The following is a 22,089-nucleotide window of genomic DNA, read 5'->3' as shown; positions in this document are numbered from 1 at the left end:
TAGATAAGTCAAGAAAATAATTAAAGATTTTTAGACTCTGTCGATCTTTCCAAAGCTAAACAGGGAAGTTTAGATCAAAAATACAAAAAGGAGTTTTACATGGCTTTTCAAGTCAATACAAACATTGGTGCTATGAATGCACATGTTCAATCTGTTTTTACACAAAGTAAGCTTAAAAACTCACTAGAAAAGTTGAGTTCTGGTCTCAGAATCAATAAGGCAGCCGATGATGCATCGGGTATGGTTATCGCTGACAGTCTAAGATCACAAGCCGCAAGCTTAGGTCAAGCAATCCGAAATGCAAATGATGGTATTGGAATCATTCAAATTGCAGATAAGGCAATGGATGAGCAAATCAAAATCCTAGAAACCATCAAGGTCAAAGCAACTCAAGCCGCCCAAGATGGTCAATCAACGCAGTCAAGACGAGCAATCCAAAATGATATTGCAAGACTGATTCAGGGACTTGACAATATTGGAAATACAACGACTTATAATGGAGTCTCATTGCTTTCAGGATCCTTTACAAACAAAGAATTCCAAGTTGGCGCATATTCCAATCAAACAATCCGTGCATCCATTGGTGCTACAACATCAGACAAAATTGGACAAGTACGCGTTGAAACTGGAGCCAATGTTTCTGGATCAGGTGTTGTATCTCTGACCTTCAAACAAGCTGATGGAGCAAACGATATTACACTTCAGAGTGTTATTGTCTCTCACTCCGCTGGAACAGGTCTTGGAGCACTAGCAGAAACAATCAATAAGAATTCTGATAAAACTGGAATCAAAGCTCAAGCCAATGTTCAATCTACTTCAGACAAAGCAATCAAAGCAGGAGACATCAAGGGACTTTCAATCAATGGAGTTGTATTTGGAGACATTATAGGAATCCAAGATAATGATGCTGATGGAAGATTGGCTGCGGCAATCAATGCAGTAAGTTCTGATACTGGAGTTGAGGCTTTTGTCGATAGTCTTGGACGATTAAACCTCCGCAGTATTGATGGTCGCGGAATCTATATCAAAGCTTCTGAAGATCCAAATGCTGCTGTCACTTCACTCAATGGTGGTCAAACACTTGGTGCTGGATCAAGCAACTATGGAAGATTGTCTTTGACAAGACTTGATGCACGAGACATTCAAGTTGTTTCAGCTCCTGGGATTTCTGGAGGTTCAAACTTTGCTGCTATCGGATTTGGTGTAGGGCAAGTTGCAGAATCTACAGTAAATCTCAGAGATGTTATGGGTGAATTTGGTGCAAATGTTCGATCTGCTGCTGGTGGTAATTACAATGCAGTGGTTGCAAGTGGTGCAACAGGACTTGGTGCAGGTGTGACAACTCTTATTGGTGCGATGGTTGTTATGAATATTGCAGAATCTGCTCAAAAAACACTTGATAAAGTTAGAGCCGATATGGGTTCGGTGCAAAATCAAATGACTAGCACAATGGATAATATCGCTGTTACTCAAGTCAATGTCAAAGCTGCTGAATCTCAGATTAGAGATGTTGATTTTGCTGCTGAGTCATCAGACTTTAACAAATACAGCATTCTTGCCCAATCTGGTAGCTATGCATTATCACAAGCCAATGCTTTGCAACAAAATATCCTAAGATTGCTTAGCTAAAAAGATCAGACTTCCCTTCTCTCTTTTAGAGGGTGGGGGGATAAACCACTATGAGAGATTCTTATCAGCTTTTTTCTTATCTTCATTCATTGCACCTTTTGGATCATTCTCCATCTTGGTGGTGGCCAAATCATGGTGATTTTGAAGTGGTGATTAGCGCCATTCTCACACAAAATACACGATGGGAAAATGTCCAAAAATCACTTCAAAATCTCCAAAACTCCAAGATCTTTACCCCACATCAAAATGAGAAAAATCTACAAAATCTTGCTCAATGCACCCCAGAATTCCTTGCATCACTCATATATCCTAGTGGATTTGCCAACCAAAAAGCCAAACGCCTCATCCTTCTGGCTCAAAATATACTTCACACCTATGATTCTTATGCAATGTTTCAAAACAACGCTGATTCCCAATGGCTTTTAGATCAAAAAGGGATCGGTCGTGAGACAAGAGATGCGATTTTAAACTATGCATGCCTTCAAAGCGTCATGGTAGTTGATCAATACACCTATAAGCTCCTCTGCCTTTATGGATATGAAATACAAGAATATGATGAGATTCAAGAATGGATCACGCGAGGCGTTATAGAATCTTTGGATAAAATCCAATCACTCTATTCTTGGAATATCTCCCTTGCTCAGATCTATGCAAGATTTCATGGAAAAATAGTTGAATTTGCCAAAAAAGGATTTAAGGCTTGAGAATTTTTTATGGATGTATGCTGTGTTGCTTGATTGCTTTTGCCTCAGAAAATAAATCCGAAAAGATAGAAGAGCAAACTCCAAAAGAAATAAATCGATTTCATCCAGCGATTGTCTCCTCTCCATATTATGCTTCCTTTGGTGTTCATCTCACTTATGCCAATTTTTGGCGATATCCACTTTTTGATACCCGTTCTCTCAATAGCCTTGCTTTCACTCTTGATATGGGATGGCTTCTTGGGGAAGATCATACAACTCTCATAGGATTCTATCTGGATGGTGCAGCTGGAGGAGGCAAAAGCAATGCTCTATATGCACTCTCTACAGGAGTTAAAGTCGGAGGTAGGCTCTGGGAAGGACGCGTGATCCCATTTATTAAGCTGGGAATGAGTCTCAAACACTTTCCATTTGAATATCAGGGTTATCAATTCAATACCTATGGTCTAGATGCTGCTTTTGGATTATTTTTTGATGTAGCCAAAGGCTATGGAATCAATCTATCCTACAACTATGGCTATCAATATGCCTATAAGCTAAGGCTGGATAAGATTCACACTTCAACCATTATGCTTGGTTTTAGCTTTTATGATTTTAGCTTGGATTGGTGATGCGCTTTTTTGGGATTTTTTGTCTTTTGATTATTGCAGTTTGGGCTTGTCAAGGAGATTGTGCAAGCTGTCATACAACCCTTGATTACAAACATGATTTTAGACATCAGCCCATGCAAGAGTGCAAAAACTGTCACACAGAAGAGAAAATGTCTCAAATTGATATGGGTGCATGTGGGCAAGACTGTTTTGCCTGTCATGATGCTCAAAAACTTCTCAAGCCAGAGCTTTCAGAGGCACATAAAGTGATCCAACAATGCATCAACTGCCACACATCTCTCAATCCACTTGATTTTAGCGCCCCTCTCCAACTCAAACCCAATCCAACACCATTTTTTTTGGAAAATCCTCTATTGCGCTAATCTAATCGTAAAATTTTTTGATACATCCCCCCCAATGCTTCTTTTATATGAGAGATAAAAATAAAGCTTGCAGAATGCTCCTTTTGATAGCTTCTGAGGATTGAGAGGATCTTTTCCAATACTCCAAGATCTAGGGATGCAAATACCTCATCACAAATCAAAATCTTTGGCTTAGCTATCAAAGCTCTTAAGATTCCTATGCGCTGAGCTTCTCCACTGCTCAAGGCTGAAACCCTAAGATCCAAAATCTTCTCATCCAAACCATAAAGATCAAGAAGTTGGAGCAAATCAACTTTCTCTTCCAAAGCCCAAGCAACACTCAAAATCAATTGTCTGACATTTTTGTGAGGATTAAGTGCTGTTTTTTGATCTTGAAAGATATATTGAATCTTTAGAGGTGAAAGTCCGACAATCCTCTCATCATCCAACCAAATCTCACCTGCCTGAGCACTAATCAATCCAGCCAAAATCTTCCCTAGTGTGCTTTTCCCACTCCCACTTGATCCATAGATCATCATATTTTCTCCACTCTGCAATGAAAAACTTAAGTGATCCAAAATAGGAGTAGAGATCTTTGATAAACCAAATCCCGATCGCTTTTCATAAGAAAAGCAGAGATTCTCTACCCTTAGCACGACGCTCCTCCAAATAAAGATTGCACATAATCATTTTGCAAATCTTGCAGTGTCTCAATCAAACCATGAGCGATCAATCGCCCATCTTTCAACACAATTGCCTCATTACACAATGCCTTCAAATGCGAGATTTGATGAGTAGCAAACACTGAAGGAATACGCATAGATTTCAAAAGAGCTATTAGTTTTTGAGCATTTTCTTCATCCAAAGATGCTGTGATTTCATCGCAAAGCAAAATTTTTGCACCACATATAAGACATAGAGCAATTTGCACCCGTTTAGCCATCCCTCCACTTAGTTCACGGATATAGCTATTCCAGATACGATCAAGCTGCTCTAACCCCATTTGTTCAAACATCTCAAAAGCCAATTTTTTGCGATCTCTTTTTGATCCTCCTATATCGCTATACATCATTAAAGCATCAAATACACTGCCAATGGAACTTAGAGGATAAAATCCTCCATACAAATCAGCAGAGATAAAACCAACTCTTTGTCTAAATTTACGCAATGCTTTTCCCCTCAAGTGCAAAACATTAAATTTATTGACACGCAAGGTTTTTGCTTGCAGGAGAAAAGAGGATGAAAACAAAACAACCAAAGATTTGAGAAGAGAACTTTTACCACTTCCACTCTCCCCAAGCACGCCTAGATTCCCATAGGAAGAGAATGTGATATGATCAAGTAGGATTTGATCTTGGATACTTAGACTTAGATTTTCAATTTCCAGCATTCCAATATCCCTCTTTTCGTTGAAAATGGTGTGCTGAGAAGAGCATAGGCAAAATCATAAACATCAAAGCCGCAATTGGAAAAACAATCATCCACCATCCACCCACAAAAATTGCTTTTGCCGAATCTGCCAAAATATTTCCAAGACTTGCCTTGCTTGGCTCAATCCCAAGTCCAAAAAAACTAAGTGTCGCTTCATTACCAATGGCATGGGAAAAATTTAGTATCCACAAAATAACAAGGACATTGAGACAAGCTGGTAAAACCTCACTCCAAAGCGCTCTAAATTTTGAGATTCCAAGCATTCTGGAGCATTGATAAAAATCTTGTTTATGGATTTTGTGTATTTCATCACTCAATACTTTTGCAATCATTGCCCAATGTCCAAGCGCGATCACAAAGATCATCGTCAAAACCCCTCCATGGAAAAAACTCTGCACAAACATAACAAAAATCAAAGAAGGCAATGCCAAGAAAAGCTCAATGATTCGATATCCAAGTGCTGGACAAACAAAATAAAAAAACACAACAAAGATAAGTGCAAACACAAGCGACAAGCTTGATGCTCCAAATCCCACCACAAAAGAAATTTTGAATGAAGCGATGATACGCCAAAACAAATCTCTCCCCAATAAATCTGTGCCAAACCAATGAGTAAGACTTGGAGAAAGTTTACTCTGAGCAAGAGAGATGAGATTGTCATCGATAGGGATAAAAACACAAATCAAACACACAAAAAAGGGCAAAAATAAAAAAACTTTTCTCACACACGCCCCTGATTTAGCCACTCACACAAACAATCAGCTACAAAATTCACAATCATCACAGCAAGAAAGCTTAAGGTCAAAATTGCCAAAATCAATGGATAGTCTTTGAATATTAACCCATTAATAAGACTTGATCCAATCCCTCCATAACTAAAAACCCCCTCGACAACATACACACCCACCATAAAACTCACAAATGAAGCTGCAAAATAAGAAATCATTGGTGGGAGAGAATATTTAAAAATCCAACGAGTGGCAATATAAAAGAAACTCAAACCTCGTGCTAGACCAAATTGAATAAAACTTTGATTGAGAGAATCATTTAATGTCGTGCGCACAAATTGGACAAAAATCCCTAAATGCGAGAGGATCAGAGCACTCACAGGCAAAACCAAATGAAGTATGCGATCCCAAATATTCTCTTCCACACCAATCCCACTCGCTCCAGAGCTTGGAAATATGGGCCAAAGTACACTAAAAAATAAAATCAATAATAATGAAATCGAAAAGGCTGGCAAGGCAGCAAACCCCAATCCAACAATACTCATCAAACGATCTAAAGTCGGAGAAAATAGTGATGCAAGACCCAAAAATAGCGAGAGAATCACAAGTCCGCCAAAAGCAACTCCTCCCAAAATCAAAGTATTGGGTAATCTCTCTTTGATTATACTAAGCACATCCTCTCCACTCACAAGAGAAACTGCAAAATCCCCCCTCAATGCATTAAACAGCCAAGTTTCATATTGTTTAAGCATTGGTTGATGAAGATTGAGGTTTTCTTCAATTTGATATCTCAACGCAGAGCTCATCCCTTGTGAAACATTGGCAAATGCAACACTCCCTTGAGAATAATAAATCAAAACAAAGCTCAAAAAACTCAATCCCAAAAGACCAAACAATCCAAAGACTAAGCGTCTCAATGCTCGCAAATCATTTGCTCCACTGCCAAATATTCCAAGTAAAACCTACACCATGATGTCCCACAATATTTGGCTCAATCCCCTTGACATTGGCGCGATACACCAAGGGAAAATTCAAATACAGCAAGAAAATATAAGGAGGATCTTGATAGAGTGCAGAGATCAAATGTGCATAAGCTTCCTTGCGTTTTTCAGGACTAAGGGTATTTCTTGCCTGATTCAGTGCCAAATCCACTTCTGCATTTGCATAATGTCCAAAATTCCATCCCCCAGCATTGATATCTGTATCTTCCAAACTTGAAAATACACGATAGGTATGCAAATCAGGATCAATTGGATTCCCCCATCCAATCAAGAAGCTATCCACACGCGTATAATCAAAACTTCCACTAGGTTTTGCTACAACTTTTGTGCGGATTCCAATCTTGGCAAGATCGCCTTGAATCACAGAAGCCAATGCAACTCTCAAAGGATCGTTATTCATTGTATAGATATCAAACTCAAAAACTTTTTGATTTTTATACAAATACCCATCCTCTCCTTTTTTCCATCCAAGCTCTTCAAGTAAAATCAAAGCTTTCTTGGGATCATAGCTATAGGCTGGATAAACCGCTGGATTTGCCCAAGAAGCTTGCAAGGGATGATCTGCAACAAACCCATGAGAGTGGATCAAAGTTTTTAGCATTGCTTCTTTATTGATCGCATAATTGAGCGCTACACGCACCTTTGGATCTTTAAAAAGAGGATTTTTGACATTAAACATCAAGGCACGATAATCTGCTGAGGGAAGAAGTGTAAATCCAAAGCGAGAATCACGGACAAAAGAATGAGCAAGTTCAAAATCTACAAGCCCCACATCTACTGATCCATTTTTGAGCTCAACAGATGTGATACTAGGATTTGCAATCGTTTTGAAAATCAATTTAGTGGTTTTGGCTTTGCCCAAATAAAAAAATGGATTTGCCTCCAAACTCATATATCGCCCCTTTTTCCATTGCACAAGTTTATAAGGACCTGTGCCTATAGGGGATTGATTGAAACTAGATGTATTGAGATCCTCTCTAGCTAGCAAATGCTTGGGCAAGATTCCCACGCTCATCACATCTAAAAATGCTGGAAATGGCTTTGAGAGCTTGATTTTGATTTTGTTTTCATTTATTTTTTTGATGCTTTGAATCATTTCAAAATTCACACCAAGAGGTGAATTTATCTTTGGATTTTTAAGACTTTGAAGTGTAAATATCACATCATCTGCACCAAATGGAGCACCATCTTGCCATTTCACCCCCTTTCTCAAATCAAACACATAAGTCAGACCATCTTGACTCACACTCCAAGCAACTGCCAAATCTGGCAAGACTTTCATATCTTTGTCAAAACGCACAAGACCAGAAAAAATCGCACTCATCGCTACATCATGATCTTCACTAAAGATCGGATTGAGACGACTAGGCTCATTTTCAATTGCAACTACCAATGTATCTTTTGGTGTTGCCACTCCCCAAACCAATAGCACAAGAAACAAAAAAAGAGACTTCTTCATATTCTGCTCCTAGTTAGATACATATCACTTCAACAATATTGACACCAAATCCGCCCAATGCACTATAATCAATAGCGCGCCTAGAGCTCAATAACTTAAAATCACTCACTCCCAAATGCTTCAAAATCTGAGCTCCGATTCCAAAGCTTTTATCTTCTGACTTTTCAGACAAACACACCAAAAAGCCACCCTCCTCCTCAATCATATTCAAAACTTTCATAAAGCTAGCAAAATCCTCTTGCATCATCTGAATGTCTTGCTTGATATGATGAAAACGCACATAAGGAAGCTTTCCTTGACCCTCAAATGCAAAAACTTCATAGATACGATCTAAATGATCCTTGAAAAGATATTTTTTGCATGGCTTGAGACATAAACTCACCTCTTCTTCATGCTCACAAGAAATAAGATTTTCAAAATGAAGGCGATACTGCACCAAATCAGACACATAAAGAATCTTAAGCTGATACTCTTGTGCAAAATCAAACAAAAAGCGATCTCCTCTTCTTGCCATACTTCCATCACTTTTCATCATTTCGCAAATCACAGCAACTGGAGCAAGTCCTGACAATTTGCACAAATCAACACTCGCCTCAGTATGTCCAGTGCGCACAAGCACACCCCCCTCTTTTGCAACAAGGGGGAAAATATGTCCAGGACGAACGAAATCACTTGGTTTTGAATTGGGGTTACACATCAAAGAAATGGTCATATCTCGCTCATAGGCTGAGATTCCAGTCGTTGCTTCTTTGGCATCGATACTCACAGTAAAAGCCGTATGATGATTAGAATCATTACAGCTCACCATGGGATTAAGTTCAAGAGATGATGCCAACTCTTGAGTAATAGAGACACAGATCAATCCCCTAGCCTCCCTAGCCATAAAATTCACTTTCTCAGGGGTGCTAAAAATCCCAGCATAGACCAAATCCCCCTCATTTTCACGATCTTCATCATCCATCACGATCAGCATCTCGCCTCTTTTAAAAGCTTCAATAGCCTCTCTCACACGCTGTTCAACAATCTCTTCCATAACACTATCCTTTAAACTCAAAACTTTGATTTTATCCAATCAATCATACAGAGTAATTGGCTTCAACTCCAAAAATAAAATTTACTCATCACAATCACAAAATCACCCCAAACTCTCCAATGAAATCTACAAATACAAAATCAGTTTATTAGCACTTTAAGAAAAATATTTCTTTACCTTTTGATAAAATAAGTAAAACTTGTGTTTATTTTTAACATTTGGAGGTCCCCATGAGTAACATTATTCAACAATCGCTACAGATGGCAGAGAACTTGCAAAATACAATTTCTCAAAAAATGTCACATGAAGAGAGAAAGTTTCAGCACAAAATGCAAAAACTCTTAGAAAATCCACAAAATAAAGTCATGCTTATTGAGTTACTAGACAAAAGTTTCCGCTCTTCTGATGCATCCAAAAGTTTTGAGTTGATTCAGTTCACGCTCCAAAAATACGGAATCGCTGATTTCTTTTCTCCTTCAGAAAAAGTTTTGCTCTTGCTATTTTTAACTTTTGGCAAATATCTTCCTCAAATTAGCGTTGGATTCTTTGTCTCACAAATCCGAAATGACACAAAAGCGATGGTTTTGGATGCCGATCCAAACAAACTTAAAGCTCATATCCATAAACGCCTAGAAGAAAACATCACAATCAATCTCAATTTCATTGGGGAAGAAGTGCTTGGTGAAGATGAAGCTTCATACCGAATCCAAAAATACAAAGAGGCAATTTTATCTCCAGATATCACCTATATCTCTATCAAGATTACAACTATTTTTAGCCAAATCAATATTATCGATTTTGATTACTCCAAAAAAGAAATTGTCTCAAGACTAAAAGATCTATACGCCCTAGCTCACCAACAAAAAATTCCTAAATTTATCAATCTTGATATGGAAGAATATCGAGACCTTGAGCTCACGGTCGCTTCTTTTATGGAGGCCATTGGCGAGTTTGAAGATCTCCAAGCTGGTATCGTGCTTCAAGCCTATATCCCAGATTCTCTCCACTATCTCAAAATCCTGCATCAATTCTCCAAAGAAAGAGTGATCAAAGGAGGCAAACCAATCAAGATTCGCTTTGTCAAGGGAGCAAATATGGAAGCAGAAGAGACAATCGCTAGTCAGAGAGGATGGGAGCTCCCAACTTTCACAAACAAAGTCGATACAGATTCTAATTACAAAAAGATGCTTGATTTCATTCTTGAGGGTGATAATTTCAAATACATCAATATAGGCATTGCAAGCCATAATCTCTTTGAAATCGCCTATGCCTATAATAGGATCCAAGAAAAATGCGCACAAGATTACTTCACATTTGAGATGCTTGAGGGAATGAGTATGCAAGCCAGTCAGGAGCTAAGCAAAATGCACAAACTCATCCTCTACGCCCCAGTTTGTGATATGCAGCATTTCAACAATGCGATTGCCTACCTCGTGCGACGCCTTGATGAGAATACAAGTCAAGATAATTTTATGCGTCACTTTTTCAATCTAAAAGTCAATGATCTCAATTGGAAAAAACAAAAGGAAATCTTTCTTAATTCAATTGCTGGAATCAATCAAATCGATAACCAACCAAGGAGAACTCAAGATCGCAGATGCAAACAACCCCTACCCTCCACACAGCATCACTTTGTCAATGAGCCTGATACAGATTTTATTTTGTCTGCCAATAGGCAATGGGCACAGGAAATCAAAAGCAAATTTGAGAATCTCTCAAATCTATCTATTTATCCCACAGCTCACAAGCAACTCCCCCACGATCAACATATCTCAATCAAAAACAAAATCACACAGCAAGAGATTGGAAAAGTCTATCTAGCAAACACTGAAGGGATCACACAAGCTTTTCACTTAGCCAAAAATGCCAGAATTTACTCATTTGAAGAACTTGCAAATCTCTTAGCAAAAACAGCTCAAATTATGCGTGATCGACGAGGAGATCTCATCGGAATCGCAGCCCTTGAGGTAGGAAAAACATTTTTAGAAATCGATGCAGAGGTGAGTGAAGCGATCGATTTTCTTGAGTTTTATCCACACTCCCTCAAAGTCTTACAAGAACAAAATCCAAAGACTCACTTCAATCCAAAAGGCATAGGGGTTACAATTGCTCCATGGAATTTCCCCATAGGGATCCCTGTGGGCACAATTGCCGCTCCTCTTGCTGCTGGAAATAAAGTCATCTTCAAACCATCAAGTCTAAGTCCCATCACAGGATATAAAATCTGTGAGTGTTTTTGGGATGCTGGTTTTGATAAAGATTTTCTTATCTATCTCCCATCATCTGGACAAAATATCTCATCTCATCTTTTAGGTAAAGTGGATTTTTGTGTCCTTACAGGAGGAGAAGAGACGGCATATGAGATTCTCAAAAACAATCCCAAGCTTCTTCTAAGTGCTGAGACTGGGGGCAAAAATGCGACAATCGTCACCAAAATGGCAGACCGAGATTCTGCGATCAAAAACATCATTCACTCTGCTTTTTCAAACTCTGGACAGAAATGCTCTGCAACATCGCTTTTGATTCTTGAGGATGAGGTGTATAGAGATGAAAATTTCAAAAAAACGCTTGTGGATGCAGCAAATTCCCTCCTTGTAGGAAATCCATTTGATTTCAAAAACAAACTAGGCACACTTGCTAATGGAATCAATGACAAAATCCAAAGGGCGATTGAGACTTTGGATGATGGGGAATATTGGGTCTTAGAGCCAAAGTTTGAATCAGAAAATCCAAATCTATTGCGTCCTTGCATCAAATATGGCGTCAAAGAGGGGTCATTCATGCATACCACCGAACTATTTGCACCAATTCTTAGCGTGATGCGCGCTAAGGATCTGAAGGATGCTATACGGATTGCCAACTCTACAGGCTATGGTCTCACAAGCGCTCTTGAATCTCTTGATACAAGAGAGTGGGAATACTACATCCAAAACATTCAGGCAGGTAATATCTATATCAACAAGCCCTCAACAGGTGCAATTGTTTTGCGTCAGCCTTTTGGTGGGATCAAAAAAAGTGCTGTGGGATTTGGGCGAAAAGTGGGGACATATAACTACATCACACAATTCCTCAATCTCTCCCAAGATGCAGAAGATACCAATCTCTGGCCCTCTATCCTAGAAAGCCGTCTAAAACGCTTAGAGGATAAATGTCCAAAGGAAGATTTGAGCAAACTCTTAGCAATGCTTCAAAGCTATAGCTATCATTATCAAAATGAATTTAGCACAAGCAGAGAATTTGTCCATGTGCGGGGAGAAGACAATCTCTTCTCTTATCAAAAGATTCATTCCCTAGGATATCGATACTCACAGGAAGATACATATCTTGATCTGTTTGGAACCATTCTTGCAAGCCTTACGACCAATATTCCGCTTTGCATCAGTTTTGATTCTAAAAATACTGCGATAGAGCTTGCCCAACAACTCTTCCCAGAGGTGAGATTCAAACAAGAAAGCACACAGGATTTTGCTCAATCTATCATCCAATATGAGAGGATTCGATTTTTGGGAGAAGATGAGCTCATTGATGCTAAGGCCGCAGAATATGCAAAAATTATCATCAGAGATCATCCAATCATCAATGGACGATTTGAACTTTTGTATTTTTTCAATGAAAAATCGACAAGCATCTCATTCCATCGCTATGGAAATCTAGGCGAGAGAGCCCTAAACTAAAGGAGGAAACAATGAATCTTGAAACAGTTGCCCTAAATGTTCCGATTATTACGACTTTTGCGTGTTATACGCTTGTGATGCTTGGCATTGGATTTTATTTTTTCAAACAAAATGAAACAAGCAGTGACTACTTCTTGGGAGATAAGGGGATAGGACCTGTTGTCTCAGCTCTTTCTGCGGGAGCTTCGGATATGAGCGGATGGCTGCTCATGGGACTCCCTGGAGCCTTATTTGTCGGGGGTCTCATCGAATTTCACATCGCCATTGGTCTGACACTTGGAGCTCTTTTCAACTGGCTTTTTGTCGCTAAAAGATTAAGAATCTATACAGGAGTTGTGAGCAATTCTCTCACTATTCCTGACTATCTTGAAACAAGATTTAGTGATGATAAACACATCTTAAGATTACTTTGTGCGATCGTGATTTTGATTTTTTTTATTTTTTATATCTCTAGTGGACTTGTAGGAGGAGCCAAACTTTTTGAAGCTGTTTTTGGACTCAATTACAACTACGCCTTGACGATTGGCACACTGGTAATTGTTATTTATACATTTTTTGGCGGATATAAAGCGGTCTGCTGGACAGATCTCATTCAAGGTCTCTTAATGATGCTTGCCCTAATCGTCGTCCCAATCGTTATGCTCACACATCTTGGGGGGACCCAAGAAGCGCTTAAGTATATCAAGCAATCCGACAAGGCTAAAATACAACTAATCAAGTTCCAAGATTCCATCCCTTCTCTCATCCAAGATCTCAAAACTAATCCACACCAAGATATCCAAATCAAAATCGATGAGCTCATTTTGCTTCTCAAAGAGAGCAAGGATCTCAAGATCAACAACCAAGCAGTGCAGACTTTTACAGCAGAGCTCCAAAAAGCACAAGATTCACACAATACCCCTAAACTAATTCAACTTTTAGAAGACTTCAAAGCAACACAGTTTTCCCAACATGATCGCCTAAGTCTATTCTCTGATATCTCCATTATTGGACTCATCTCTGCTCTAGCTTGGGGATTGGGATACTTTGGTCAGCCCCATATTCTTGTGCGCTTTATGTCGATTCGCTCCATCAAAGATATTCCTCTTGCTACAACGATTGGAATCTCTTGGATGGTTTTGGGATTGATTGGCGCCTGTATGATCGGACTTCTTGGCATCGCCTATGTCAATAAATTTAATCTTGCCCTACATGATCCAGAAAAAATCTTTATTGTGATGAGTCAAACACTCTTTAACCCTTGGGTTGCGGGTATCCTTTTGAGTGCAATTCTAGCTGCGATCATGAGCACAGCAAGCTCACAGCTTCTTGTCTCAAGCTCAACAATTGCTCAAGATTTCTACCACATGATCTTCCACAAGCAAGCTTCAGAAAAATCCATCATGCTTGCAAGTCGTCTAGGGGTTTTGGCTGTATCAGTGATTGCTTTTATCATCTCAACTGATCGCAACTCTAGCGTCCTCTCCATCGTCGCATACGCTTGGGCAGGCTTTGGGGCAAGTTTTGGAAGCGTGATTCTCTTTTCATTATTTTGGTCAAGAATGACACGCTATGGAGCTGTTGCTGGAATCATTACAGGAGCAGTCGTTGTGATTTTGCACAAAAACTTCCTCAAAGCATATTTTCCAATTTATGAAATTGTCCCAGCATTTATTTGCGCTAGCATCGCTATTGTAGTCGTTAGTCTTGCAACAACACTCAGAGAAGGGACAAAACAAGCTTTCAATCTAATGCTTGATGAAATCAAAAAATAAAATAAAACTAGAAAAAAAAAGGGGGGGGGGGGTGACTTAGAGAGATAAGACAAACCCTCTCTCTTAAAAGTAAGAGAGGGCAAGAGATTAGCGATCTTTAATCCCAAGCTCAGCGATTAGCTTGGCATAGCGATCATATTGTGTTCTTTTGAGATACTTAAGCAATCCTCGTCTTTGTCCTACAAGCTTTAAAAGCCCCAAACGACTGGAATGATCCTTTGGGTTTGACTTGAGGTGTTCTGTCAGGTTTGCGATACGATCACTCAAAAGCGCAACTTGCACCTCTGTTGATCCAGTATCCTTAGAATCTCGAGCAAACTTAGAGATAATCTCTCTTTTTTTCGCCACATCTTGAGCCATTTTGACCTCCTAGATTGGTATTTCTCAACTCAATTTTTTCCTTGAGAAGGGCTAGAATTTTACCTGAAAGCTACATCAAAAGAATGTAAAATTCTCAGTTTCTAGCAAGATCTCAATGTATATAAAAGAGGAAAGATTGGCTTCACAAAATACAGATCGATTCAAACAACTCCAGCTCAATCTACAGCGTGGTTTGGCTCGTATTTTAGCCTCCAAAGATTTAAGTGTTGTATTTTTTGTGATTGCGATCCTAATGATCATCATTGTGCCACTTCCTAGCGGAGTGCTAGACTTTATGCTCAGCATTTCAATGGCTCTCTCAATCCTCATCATTCTCATCGGACTCTATATTCATAAACCTACTGATTTTTCAGCCTTCCCTACTCTTTTGCTTATTGTCACACTCTATCGCCTTGCACTCAATGTTGCTACAACAAGGATGATTCTTAGCGAAGGACACAATGGAGCAGAAGCTGTGAGTAGTATCGTCAAGGCATTTGGGGAGTTTGTCGTGGGGGGAAATTATGTCATTGGAATCATCATCTTTTGTATTTTGGTTCTTGTCAATCTAATGGTCGTTACCAATGGTTCAACACGCGTGACAGAAGTGAGAGCAAGATTCACGCTTGATGCGATGCCTGGGAAACAAATGGCAATTGATGCAGATATGAATGCTGGACTTATCAATGAACAAGAAGCCAAAAAGCGCCGAGAAGCTTTGGCACAAGAGGCGGATTTCTATGGATCTATGGATGGAGCTAGCAAATTTGTCAAAGGAGATGCGATCGCTGGGATCATTATCACCTTGGTCAATATTATTGGTGGCTTTCTCATCGGTGTATTCCAACATGGCATGAGCATTGCAGATAGCGCTTCTACTTTCACAATTCTCACAATCGGAGATGGACTTGTCGGACAGATTCCAGCACTTATCATCTCCACAGCAACAGGGATCATCATCACTCGAACCACACAAACCGAAGGCGAAACTTTTGCCAAAGATCTCGTCACACAGCTCATCAATAATCAAAAAATCGTCACAATTTTGGGTTCGATTCTCTTTCTTGGTGCGCTCATCCCTGGCTTCCCTAAGCTTTCTTTATTTTTTATGAGTTTTGTATTTTTTGGGATTGCCTACCTCATGGGAGAGGGAGAAAAGAAAAGCATCTTCTCTTCTATCAAACAATTTTTCAACAAAAATACTCCCAAACATGAAACAAAAAAAATCCATGATATCTCCTCTCATGCAGCACCGCCTCGCCCACAAAAAAGTGAAGAAGAGATCGAAAAAGAAGAAGAAGCCATCATCAATGATGTCCTGAAAGTGGAAGTTTTGGAACTTTATCTTGGATATCAACTCATTAAACTAGCTGATATTAAACAAAATGGCGATCTCATCGAGAGAATTCGTGGGATTCGCAAAAAAATTGCTAGTGATTTTGGATTTTTGGTACCAAAGATTAGAATCAAAGACAATCTTCAACTCACTCCCACGCGTTATGAGTTCTTGCTCAAAGGGGTTAAGATCGGGGAGGGTGAGGTGATGCCTGATCACTTCTTGGCTATGGATACTGGCTATGTAGGAGCTCCAATTGATGGAATACCTACAAAAGAACCTGCTTTTGGAATGGATGCATTGTGGATTGAACCCAAAGACAAAGAAGAAGCCATCATCCAAGGCTATACGATCATCGATCCCTCTACAGTCATCTCAACGCATATCTCAGAGCTCATCAAACAATACTCGCCAGAATTTATCACCAAAGATGAAGTCAAAAAACTTCTCTCTCGCCTCAGCGATAGCTATCCTGCCATTATTGAAGAAGCCAATAAGATTCCTACAGGAATCATCCGTCAAGTTCTTCAAGAGCTTCTCAAAGAAAAGATTCCCATCAGAGATATGCTCACTATTCTTGAAACTATTACAGATCTAGCAAATGCTGTCCAAAACAATGTCTCCATTCTTGTTGAGCAAGTGCGCTCAAGACTAAGTCGAAGCATCACCAATCTCTTCAAATCCGATGATGGGATTCTCAAACTTCTCATCTTTAGCAACGATACAGAAGCAGCACTACTTTCAAAAATCAAAGATCAAGGCTCAACACCAGCCCTACTTCTCACCATCAATGAAACCCAAAAACTCAAAGATGCAATTGAGGAATCTATGATTAAGGTGATGCAAAATGGCATCTCTCCTGTTATTTTCTTGGTTGATAGCAAGCTTAGGCGCCCACTCTATGACAAGATGGAACAATTCAAAATCGAGATCACAGTCTTAAGCCACACAGAGCTTGATCCCAATGTGAATTTTGAGATTATTGATAAACCTATTGAAATTGATTTTAAGGGATAAATAATGAAAGTTTTTCACCTCTCTCATATCGATCTAGATGGATACGGAGCTCAGTTTGTAGCTAAACATTTTTTTGAAGATATTGTATTTTTCAATGCCAATTATGGCAAAGAGATTCTTATCCGCCTCAAAGAAATGATCTCTCTCATCAAACAAGAATCCAAAGACAAGCATCTACTCTTTCTTGTTACCGATCTCAATCTCTCTTTGAGTGAAGCAGAGTTTTTGCAAGAACAAATCACAGAACTCAAAATGCAGGGCTTTGAGCTAACACTCATGCTTTTGGATCATCATATTAGTGGGATTGAAAGCGCACAGAAATTTCATTGGTATTTTTTAGATTCCACAAGAAGTGCATGCAAAATCACATTTGAAACACTCATAGAGCGCTACACTCTCCTTGATCCAACCCAAAGACAATGGCTCAGTGATTTTTCCAATATGGTGAATTCTGTTGATATATGGAAAATGGATGGATTTTGCTTTGAGTTTGGAAAAGTTGCGATGGGGATGATTGCCTCCCTCAAAGACCCCAATCGTGTGATGTTTGAAGATGAAAATCGCTTGATTAAATTTTTTATGCTTTCCCAAATCAAGGACTATCTGCACTTAGAAGATGGAGATGTAAAGTTTGATAATGATCTTTTTAGACTCAAAAAACTTGCCTTCAATGGAGATCCCCAAAAACAAACAATGGATAATATTTTCTCACACTACATTGTCCATCTTTTAGAAAATCAAAAAGACAAATTATCGATTTTCTATCAAGGCCACAAGGGTATCCTGACTTATACATTGGGCAATGTTAGCGTTGTGGGGAATCAATTCCTTACAAGGAATCCAGATTTTTCTTTTTTTCTTGATGTCAATGCACGCGGTAATGTAAGTCTTAGAGCAAATAATAAGCTTGATGTCAGTCTTATGGCTTCAAAACTTTTTGGTGGAGGGGGTCACAAAAATGCATCTGGTGGGCGAATAGATGGATTTAAAGAGAACTTTTTTTATACACATATCAAATGTCAAATCGAGCAAATTTTAGAACAAGGAGAATGTAATGAATAAAGATTTAGAAATCCAAGATCTTGCCCTAGAAGTGATGGATCTATTGGGCGTGGCTTTATATTTTGCAGGTGCCAAAAAAAATCAAATTGAAACACTGATTGATCTTTATATGCATGAGCTAGATAGGATGGATGAAAATCTTCCCTACAATCAAGATCAAATGATCAAGATCATTCAAACCCTCCAAAACAAATACCCCCAGCATTTTGGCCAATAATCTATGACGATCACTTCACTTGCAGTCATTGTGGGGCTCATGGCGATTGCTCCTTTTATCAGCAATCTTTCAAGATTCCCCATTGTTGTCGTTGAGATGCTTCTAGGCTCACTCGCAGTTTATCTTGGACTCTTTGAGAGAAATGAAGCAGCTCGCAGTGTTGCAGAAATTGGATTTTTGATTTTGATGTTTTTGTGCGGAACAGAAGTCAATCTCAAATCCTTTATTCAGCTTAAGCGTGAGGGAATGCTCAAAAAGATTGCTCTCTATTTTTGTATCCTCTACTCACTCTCTGCCTTGATTGTTCTCACTCAAAAGCTACCCTTTATCTATATTGTGACATTTCCCATCATGGGTGTTGGGATGATTATGGCACTGATTAGAGAATATGGCAAGGATCACATCTGGCTCAATCTTGCCCTCAAAGTAGGAGTCATTGGCGAGCTTCTTAGCATCTGTATGCTCGTTGCCATCAATGGTTTCTACAATCATGGAATCAGTCTTGAATTGCTTCAAACCTTTGGTGTCTTATTGGCATTTTTGTTAGCAATTGCTATTATTTTCCAACTTGTGAAGATTCTTTTTTGGTGGTTTCCCACACTTAAAACTCTCATCGTCCCATATAACAATCCCAATAATCAAGACTTGCGTTTTGGGGCAATGCTATTTTTTCTTTTTGTTTCAATTGTTGTTTCACTCAAGCTAGAAGTCGCACTAGGAGCCTTTATCGCTGGTATGATTATCGCAACATTTTTTAGCACACATCACAAACTTCATGAAAAACTCAATTACATCGGATTTGGATTCTTTATCCCCTTTTTCTTTGTACATGTTGGCACAACTCTTGATCTCAAAAGTCTATTTTCCAATAGTCAGATTTTGCATAATGCTTTGATTGTCGTATCTGGGATGCTAGGAATTCGTCTTATTGGATCTTTTATCTCTTTTAGATCATTTCTCAAATCCCCAAGAAATGCACTGCTCTATGCTCTCAGCGATGCGATGCCCCTCACCTTTCTCATCGCTGCCTCAACTCTTGCTTTGCAACTCAAAATTATCTCATTGCAAGAATATTATGCTTTTGTCGTAGGTGCTATGATTGAGGGAATCTTCTTTATGACCTCAATCAAAATCATTCTTTCATTTTGGAAAGAATCTCCCCTCCCCCCATCTTCTAACAACTAAAAGTACTAATAAACTCAAAAGGATGAGGTCGAGCCTCCCAAGGCCAGATCTCAGCCTCAAACTTATAGGCTTTATAAGTTTGGATAAACTCCTCACTAAAAACATCTCCGACTTTTAGATATTCGCGATCAGCAAGCATCTCTTCAATCGCACTGCGCAATGTATGTGGAAGCTGTCTAATTCCCTTCTCACGGATCTCATCAAGTGTCAGCTCAAAAAGATCAATATCCATCGCCTCTCCTGCAGGAATTGCATTGATGATCCCATCAAGTCCTGCCATCAAGAGTGCGGCAAATGCGAGATAGGGATTGCTTGAACTATCAGGAAATCGAAATTCCAAGCGTTTAGCTTTCTCACCATGTGAAAAGGGGATACGAACACTTGCACTACGATTTTGTGCAGAATAAGCCAGAATCGATGGAGCCTCAAAACCTGGAATCAAACGCTTATATGAGTTTGTCGATGCATTGGTAAATGCTGCCACACTTCTAGCATGATGCAATACACCACCTAAAAAATTTAAAGCTATTTGACTTAACCCTTGATATTCATCACCAGCAAAAAGATTGCGTCCATCCTTCCAAATACTGATATGAGTATGCATCCCACTGCCATTATCTCCATAGAGTGGTTTGGGCATAAAAGTTGCAGTTTTTCCGTTGAGATGTGCAACCATTTTGACGACATATTTAAGTTTTTGCACATTGTCAGCAGCCTCAAGCATATCCCCAAATTTGATCCCGATCTCTCCTTGTGCCTGCCCCACCTCATGATGTACTACAAAAGTTTCAATTCCTACTTGATTGAGTACTTTGACCATTTCTGCACGAATATCCACCATACTATCAATAGGTGGCACAGGAAAATAGCCTCCCTTTGTCCCAGGACGATGTCCCATATTGACACCCTCAAATTCGCGATTTCGATTCCACTCTCCCTCTTCTGTATCGATTTCATAGGATTGCGCATTGATATTGTCGCGTATCTTGATGCTATCAAAGACAAAAAACTCATTCTCTGGTCCAAAATATGCCTCATCTCCAATCCCACTATTTTTGAGATATTGCATCGCTTTTTTGATGATGCTACGCGGACATTTTTCATAAGGTTGATTTTTGTAAATATCCCACACATCACAAAATACAATCACTGTCACATCAGCACTAAATGGATCGACAAAATAGCGCACAAGATCTGGGATGAGAATCATATCTGATTGGTTGATGGGTTGCCAATTTGGCAATGAGCTTGCATCAAAAGGGATTCCTCTCTCAAATGTTTCAACATCTACAGCAGAAATAGAAAAACTAATATGATGCCAAGTGCCTTTGATATCTGTAAAGCGAAAATCAATAAACTCAGCTTCATGCTCTTGACAAAATGCAAAAAATTCAGAAATTTTCTTCTCCATATGCTCTCCTCATTCATAAAATATCATTCTACTACTTTCTATAATGAAGCAACAATCTGATTAAAATGAGTGATGATATATTCTTGCTCTACTTCAGTCAAGAAAGCATTCATAGGTAGAGATAAAATCTCATCTGCCACCTTCTCACTCACAGGAAAATCTCCTCTTTTGTATCCCAAATAAGCAAAGGCCTCTTGTAAATGCAAAGGAATGGGATAATGAATGGCAGTGGGTATTCCTCTTTTTTTAAGTGTTGCACTCAAGATTTCTCGATGTTTGGTGCGGATTGAAAATTGTGCAAACACACTCTTACATTTCTCTCCAATCGATGGAAGAATACAATCTTTAAGAGCATCACAATAACGCAAGGCAATCTCTTGACGCTTTAGAATCTCTGCATCCAAAAATGGCAATTTGGCAAGCAAGATTCCAGCTTGAAGCGTATCAAGTCTTGCATTAAGTCCAATGTATTTATGAACATAGCGCCGAATCTGTCCATGCTTAAGCAAAGCCCGTATTTTATCAGCATCATCTTTTCTTTGACAAAACACAGCTCCACCATCACCATAACACCCTAGGGGCTTGCTAGGAAAAAAGCTTGTAGTTGCAAAATCACTCAAAGCACATGATTTCTTCCCCTTATAAGAGGCTCCAAAACTCTGAGATGCATCCTCAATCACCAACAAATCATACTTTTGAGCAATGTGTGATATGGTCTCCATATCACAAACTTGTCCAAACAAGCTCACAGGTAGGATTGCCTTTGTTTTGGAAGTGATATGATCCTCAATCAATGCAGGATCAAGATTGAATGTATGCTCATCAATATCGACAAAGACAGGTCTTGCCCCCAAAAAAGCAATAGCTTCACTGCTAGCAAAAAAACTAAATGGCGTCGTAATCACTTCATCATCCACTCCAATATCAGCGGCCATCAATGCCAAGATCAGAGCATCTGTCCCACTTGAGCAAGCAATCACATGGGGACTCTGTGCATATTGTGCGAGAGCTATCTCCAAGCGCTCAACTTGCTCACCCATAATAAAAGAGGCTTGCTTAAGAGTATAGGAAATCTCAGAATCGATTTGATGCTTATAAAGGTTGTATTGTCTAGAAAGATTGGCAAAATCTATAGTCAT

Annotated in this window: 19 protein-coding genes; 10 read left to right on the top strand and 9 right to left on the bottom strand. The window is 39.2% G+C overall.

All coding sequences use genetic code 11. The annotated features are described in order from the left end of the window. The first annotated feature begins 99 nt into the window (after positions 1–99). Genes T391_RS0104950 through T391_RS08060 form a run of 4 tightly spaced genes read left to right on the top strand, consistent with a single transcriptional unit; the run spans position 100 to position 3,303 of the window. A complete protein-coding gene (locus T391_RS0104950; RefSeq protein WP_027327398.1) occupies positions 100–1,629 on the top strand; it encodes a flagellin A in 1,530 nt (509 codons plus the stop codon). Between the two features lie 50 nt (positions 1,630–1,679). After that, entirely contained in the window at positions 1,680–2,333 is a 654-nt protein-coding gene (locus tag T391_RS0104945) for a 3-methyladenine DNA glycosylase (protein WP_027327397.1), read from the top strand. Further along, positions 2,330–2,941 (top strand): hypothetical protein, encoded by a 612-nt coding sequence (locus T391_RS0104940; protein WP_027327396.1) that lies wholly within the window; start codon positions 2,330–2,332, stop codon positions 2,939–2,941. Before T391_RS0104945 ends, T391_RS0104940 begins: the two co-directional genes overlap by 4 nt. Continuing rightward, a complete protein-coding gene (locus tag T391_RS08060) occupies positions 2,941–3,303 on the top strand; it encodes a hypothetical protein (protein WP_084340130.1) in 363 nt (120 codons plus the stop codon). The genes T391_RS0104940 and T391_RS08060 overlap by 1 nt, the downstream gene beginning before the upstream one ends. Here the strand turns inward: T391_RS08060 and T391_RS0104930 are convergent. Genes T391_RS0104930 through T391_RS0104905 form a run of 6 tightly spaced genes read right to left on the bottom strand, consistent with a single transcriptional unit; the run spans position 3,300 to position 8,925 of the window. Further along, positions 3,300–3,938, bottom strand: a complete 639-nt coding sequence (locus T391_RS0104930) for an ATP-binding cassette domain-containing protein (RefSeq protein WP_027327395.1) — start codon at positions 3,936–3,938, stop codon at positions 3,300–3,302. The two genes, T391_RS08060 and T391_RS0104930, sit on opposite strands and share 4 nt — an antisense overlap. Beyond that, complete coding sequence (locus tag T391_RS08055) at positions 3,932–4,672, bottom strand: ATP-binding cassette domain-containing protein (protein ID WP_051420615.1); 741 nt, start codon at positions 4,670–4,672, stop codon at positions 3,932–3,934. The genes T391_RS0104930 and T391_RS08055 overlap by 7 nt, the downstream gene beginning before the upstream one ends. Further along, positions 4,659–5,438 (bottom strand): ABC transporter permease, encoded by a 780-nt coding sequence (locus T391_RS0104920; protein ID WP_027327394.1) that lies wholly within the window; start codon positions 5,436–5,438, stop codon positions 4,659–4,661. The genes T391_RS08055 and T391_RS0104920 overlap by 14 nt, the downstream gene beginning before the upstream one ends. Beyond that, a complete protein-coding gene (locus T391_RS0104915; RefSeq protein WP_027327393.1) occupies positions 5,435–6,367 on the bottom strand; it encodes an ABC transporter permease in 933 nt (310 codons plus the stop codon). The genes T391_RS0104920 and T391_RS0104915 overlap by 4 nt, the downstream gene beginning before the upstream one ends. A gap of 1 nt (position 6,368) precedes the next feature. Further along, positions 6,369–7,901, bottom strand: coding sequence for an ABC transporter substrate-binding protein (locus tag T391_RS0104910; RefSeq protein WP_034583938.1), 1,533 nt, complete (start codon positions 7,899–7,901; stop codon positions 6,369–6,371). Positions 7,902–7,914: 13 nt separating this feature from the next. Continuing rightward, positions 7,915–8,925 (bottom strand): bifunctional 3,4-dihydroxy-2-butanone 4-phosphate synthase/GTP cyclohydrolase II, encoded by a 1,011-nt coding sequence (locus T391_RS0104905; protein WP_027327391.1) that lies wholly within the window; start codon positions 8,923–8,925, stop codon positions 7,915–7,917. A gap of 248 nt (positions 8,926–9,173) precedes the next feature. On the opposite strand from T391_RS0104905, the gene T391_RS0104900 reads away from it, so the two are divergent. Both T391_RS0104900 and T391_RS08795 read left to right on the top strand, forming a co-directional pair. After that, on the top strand, positions 9,174–12,608 hold the full coding sequence (locus T391_RS0104900; RefSeq protein WP_027327390.1) for a bifunctional proline dehydrogenase/L-glutamate gamma-semialdehyde dehydrogenase: 3,435 nt from the start codon (positions 9,174–9,176) through the stop codon (positions 12,606–12,608). 11 nt (positions 12,609–12,619) lie between these two features. Beyond that, on the top strand, positions 12,620–14,362 hold the full coding sequence (locus T391_RS08795) for a sodium:solute symporter family transporter (protein WP_027327389.1): 1,743 nt from the start codon (positions 12,620–12,622) through the stop codon (positions 14,360–14,362). Between the two features lie 87 nt (positions 14,363–14,449). On the opposite strand, the gene rpsO is transcribed toward T391_RS08795, so the two are convergent. Next, positions 14,450–14,722, bottom strand: a complete 273-nt coding sequence (rpsO, locus tag T391_RS0104890; RefSeq protein WP_027327388.1) for a 30S ribosomal protein S15 — start codon at positions 14,720–14,722, stop codon at positions 14,450–14,452. Positions 14,723–14,837: 115 nt separating this feature from the next. On the opposite strand from rpsO, the gene flhA reads away from it, so the two are divergent. Genes flhA through T391_RS08045 form a run of 4 tightly spaced genes read left to right on the top strand, consistent with a single transcriptional unit; the run spans position 14,838 to position 19,539 of the window. Continuing rightward, positions 14,838–17,075, top strand: coding sequence for a flagellar biosynthesis protein FlhA (gene flhA, locus T391_RS08050; RefSeq protein WP_084340128.1), 2,238 nt, complete (start codon positions 14,838–14,840; stop codon positions 17,073–17,075). Positions 17,076–17,078: 3 nt separating this feature from the next. After that, positions 17,079–18,137: a DHH family phosphoesterase gene (locus tag T391_RS0104880; protein ID WP_027327387.1), complete on the top strand. Its 1,059-nt coding sequence runs from the start codon at positions 17,079–17,081 to the stop codon at positions 18,135–18,137. Beyond that, the gene (locus T391_RS0104875; RefSeq protein ID WP_027327386.1) at positions 18,130–18,354 is read left to right on the top strand and encodes a hypothetical protein; all 225 of its coding nucleotides are present in this window, start codon (positions 18,130–18,132) and stop codon (positions 18,352–18,354) included. Before T391_RS0104880 ends, T391_RS0104875 begins: the two co-directional genes overlap by 8 nt. A gap of 39 nt (positions 18,355–18,393) precedes the next feature. Next, positions 18,394–19,539 (top strand): cation:proton antiporter, encoded by a 1,146-nt coding sequence (locus T391_RS08045; RefSeq protein ID WP_244874352.1) that lies wholly within the window; start codon positions 18,394–18,396, stop codon positions 19,537–19,539. Here the strand turns inward: T391_RS08045 and glnA are convergent. After that, positions 19,529–20,950 carry a type I glutamate--ammonia ligase gene (gene glnA / locus T391_RS0104865; RefSeq protein ID WP_027327385.1) on the bottom strand — a complete coding sequence of 474 codons (1,422 nt, stop codon included), beginning with the start codon at positions 20,948–20,950 and terminating at the stop codon, positions 19,529–19,531. The two genes, T391_RS08045 and glnA, sit on opposite strands and share 11 nt — an antisense overlap. 38 nt (positions 20,951–20,988) lie before the next feature. Continuing rightward, complete coding sequence (locus T391_RS0104860; RefSeq protein WP_027327384.1) at positions 20,989–22,089, bottom strand: DegT/DnrJ/EryC1/StrS family aminotransferase; 1,101 nt, start codon at positions 22,087–22,089, stop codon at positions 20,989–20,991.

This window comes from Helicobacter pametensis ATCC 51478, assembly GCF_000518225.1.
GTDB lineage: Bacteria > Campylobacterota > Campylobacteria > Campylobacterales > Helicobacteraceae > Helicobacter_G > Helicobacter_G pametensis.
The sequence above is the reverse complement of the archived record's forward strand: the minus strand, read 5'-3'. Positions and strand labels throughout refer to the sequence as shown.

Excerpts from the sequence above, each read along its gene's own strand:
- T391_RS08045 (WP_244874352.1), top strand. The coding sequence starts at position 18,394 with ATGGCGATTGCTCCTTTTATCAGCAATCTTTCAAGATTCCCCATTGTT.
- T391_RS08055 (WP_051420615.1), bottom strand. The coding sequence starts at position 4,672 with ATGCTGGAAATTGAAAATCTAAGTCTAAGTATCCAAGATCAAATCCTA.
- T391_RS0104910 (WP_034583938.1), bottom strand. The coding sequence starts at position 7,901 with ATGAAGAAGTCTCTTTTTTTGTTTCTTGTGCTATTGGTTTGGGGAGTG.
- T391_RS0104950 (WP_027327398.1), top strand. The coding sequence starts at position 100 with ATGGCTTTTCAAGTCAATACAAACATTGGTGCTATGAATGCACATGTT.
- T391_RS08795 (WP_027327389.1), top strand. The coding sequence starts at position 12,620 with ATGAATCTTGAAACAGTTGCCCTAAATGTTCCGATTATTACGACTTTT.
- T391_RS0104880 (WP_027327387.1), top strand. The coding sequence starts at position 17,079 with ATGAAAGTTTTTCACCTCTCTCATATCGATCTAGATGGATACGGAGCT.
- rpsO (WP_027327388.1), bottom strand. The coding sequence starts at position 14,722 with ATGGCTCAAGATGTGGCGAAAAAAAGAGAGATTATCTCTAAGTTTGCT.
- T391_RS08060 (WP_084340130.1), top strand. The coding sequence starts at position 2,941 with ATGCGCTTTTTTGGGATTTTTTGTCTTTTGATTATTGCAGTTTGGGCT.
- T391_RS0104945 (WP_027327397.1), top strand. The coding sequence starts at position 1,680 with ATGAGAGATTCTTATCAGCTTTTTTCTTATCTTCATTCATTGCACCTT.
- T391_RS0104860 (WP_027327384.1), bottom strand. The coding sequence starts at position 22,089 with ATGACTATAGATTTTGCCAATCTTTCTAGACAATACAACCTTTATAAG.
- flhA (WP_084340128.1), top strand. The coding sequence starts at position 14,838 with ATGTATATAAAAGAGGAAAGATTGGCTTCACAAAATACAGATCGATTC.
- glnA (WP_027327385.1), bottom strand. The coding sequence starts at position 20,950 with ATGGAGAAGAAAATTTCTGAATTTTTTGCATTTTGTCAAGAGCATGAA.
- T391_RS0104875 (WP_027327386.1), top strand. The coding sequence starts at position 18,130 with ATGAATAAAGATTTAGAAATCCAAGATCTTGCCCTAGAAGTGATGGAT.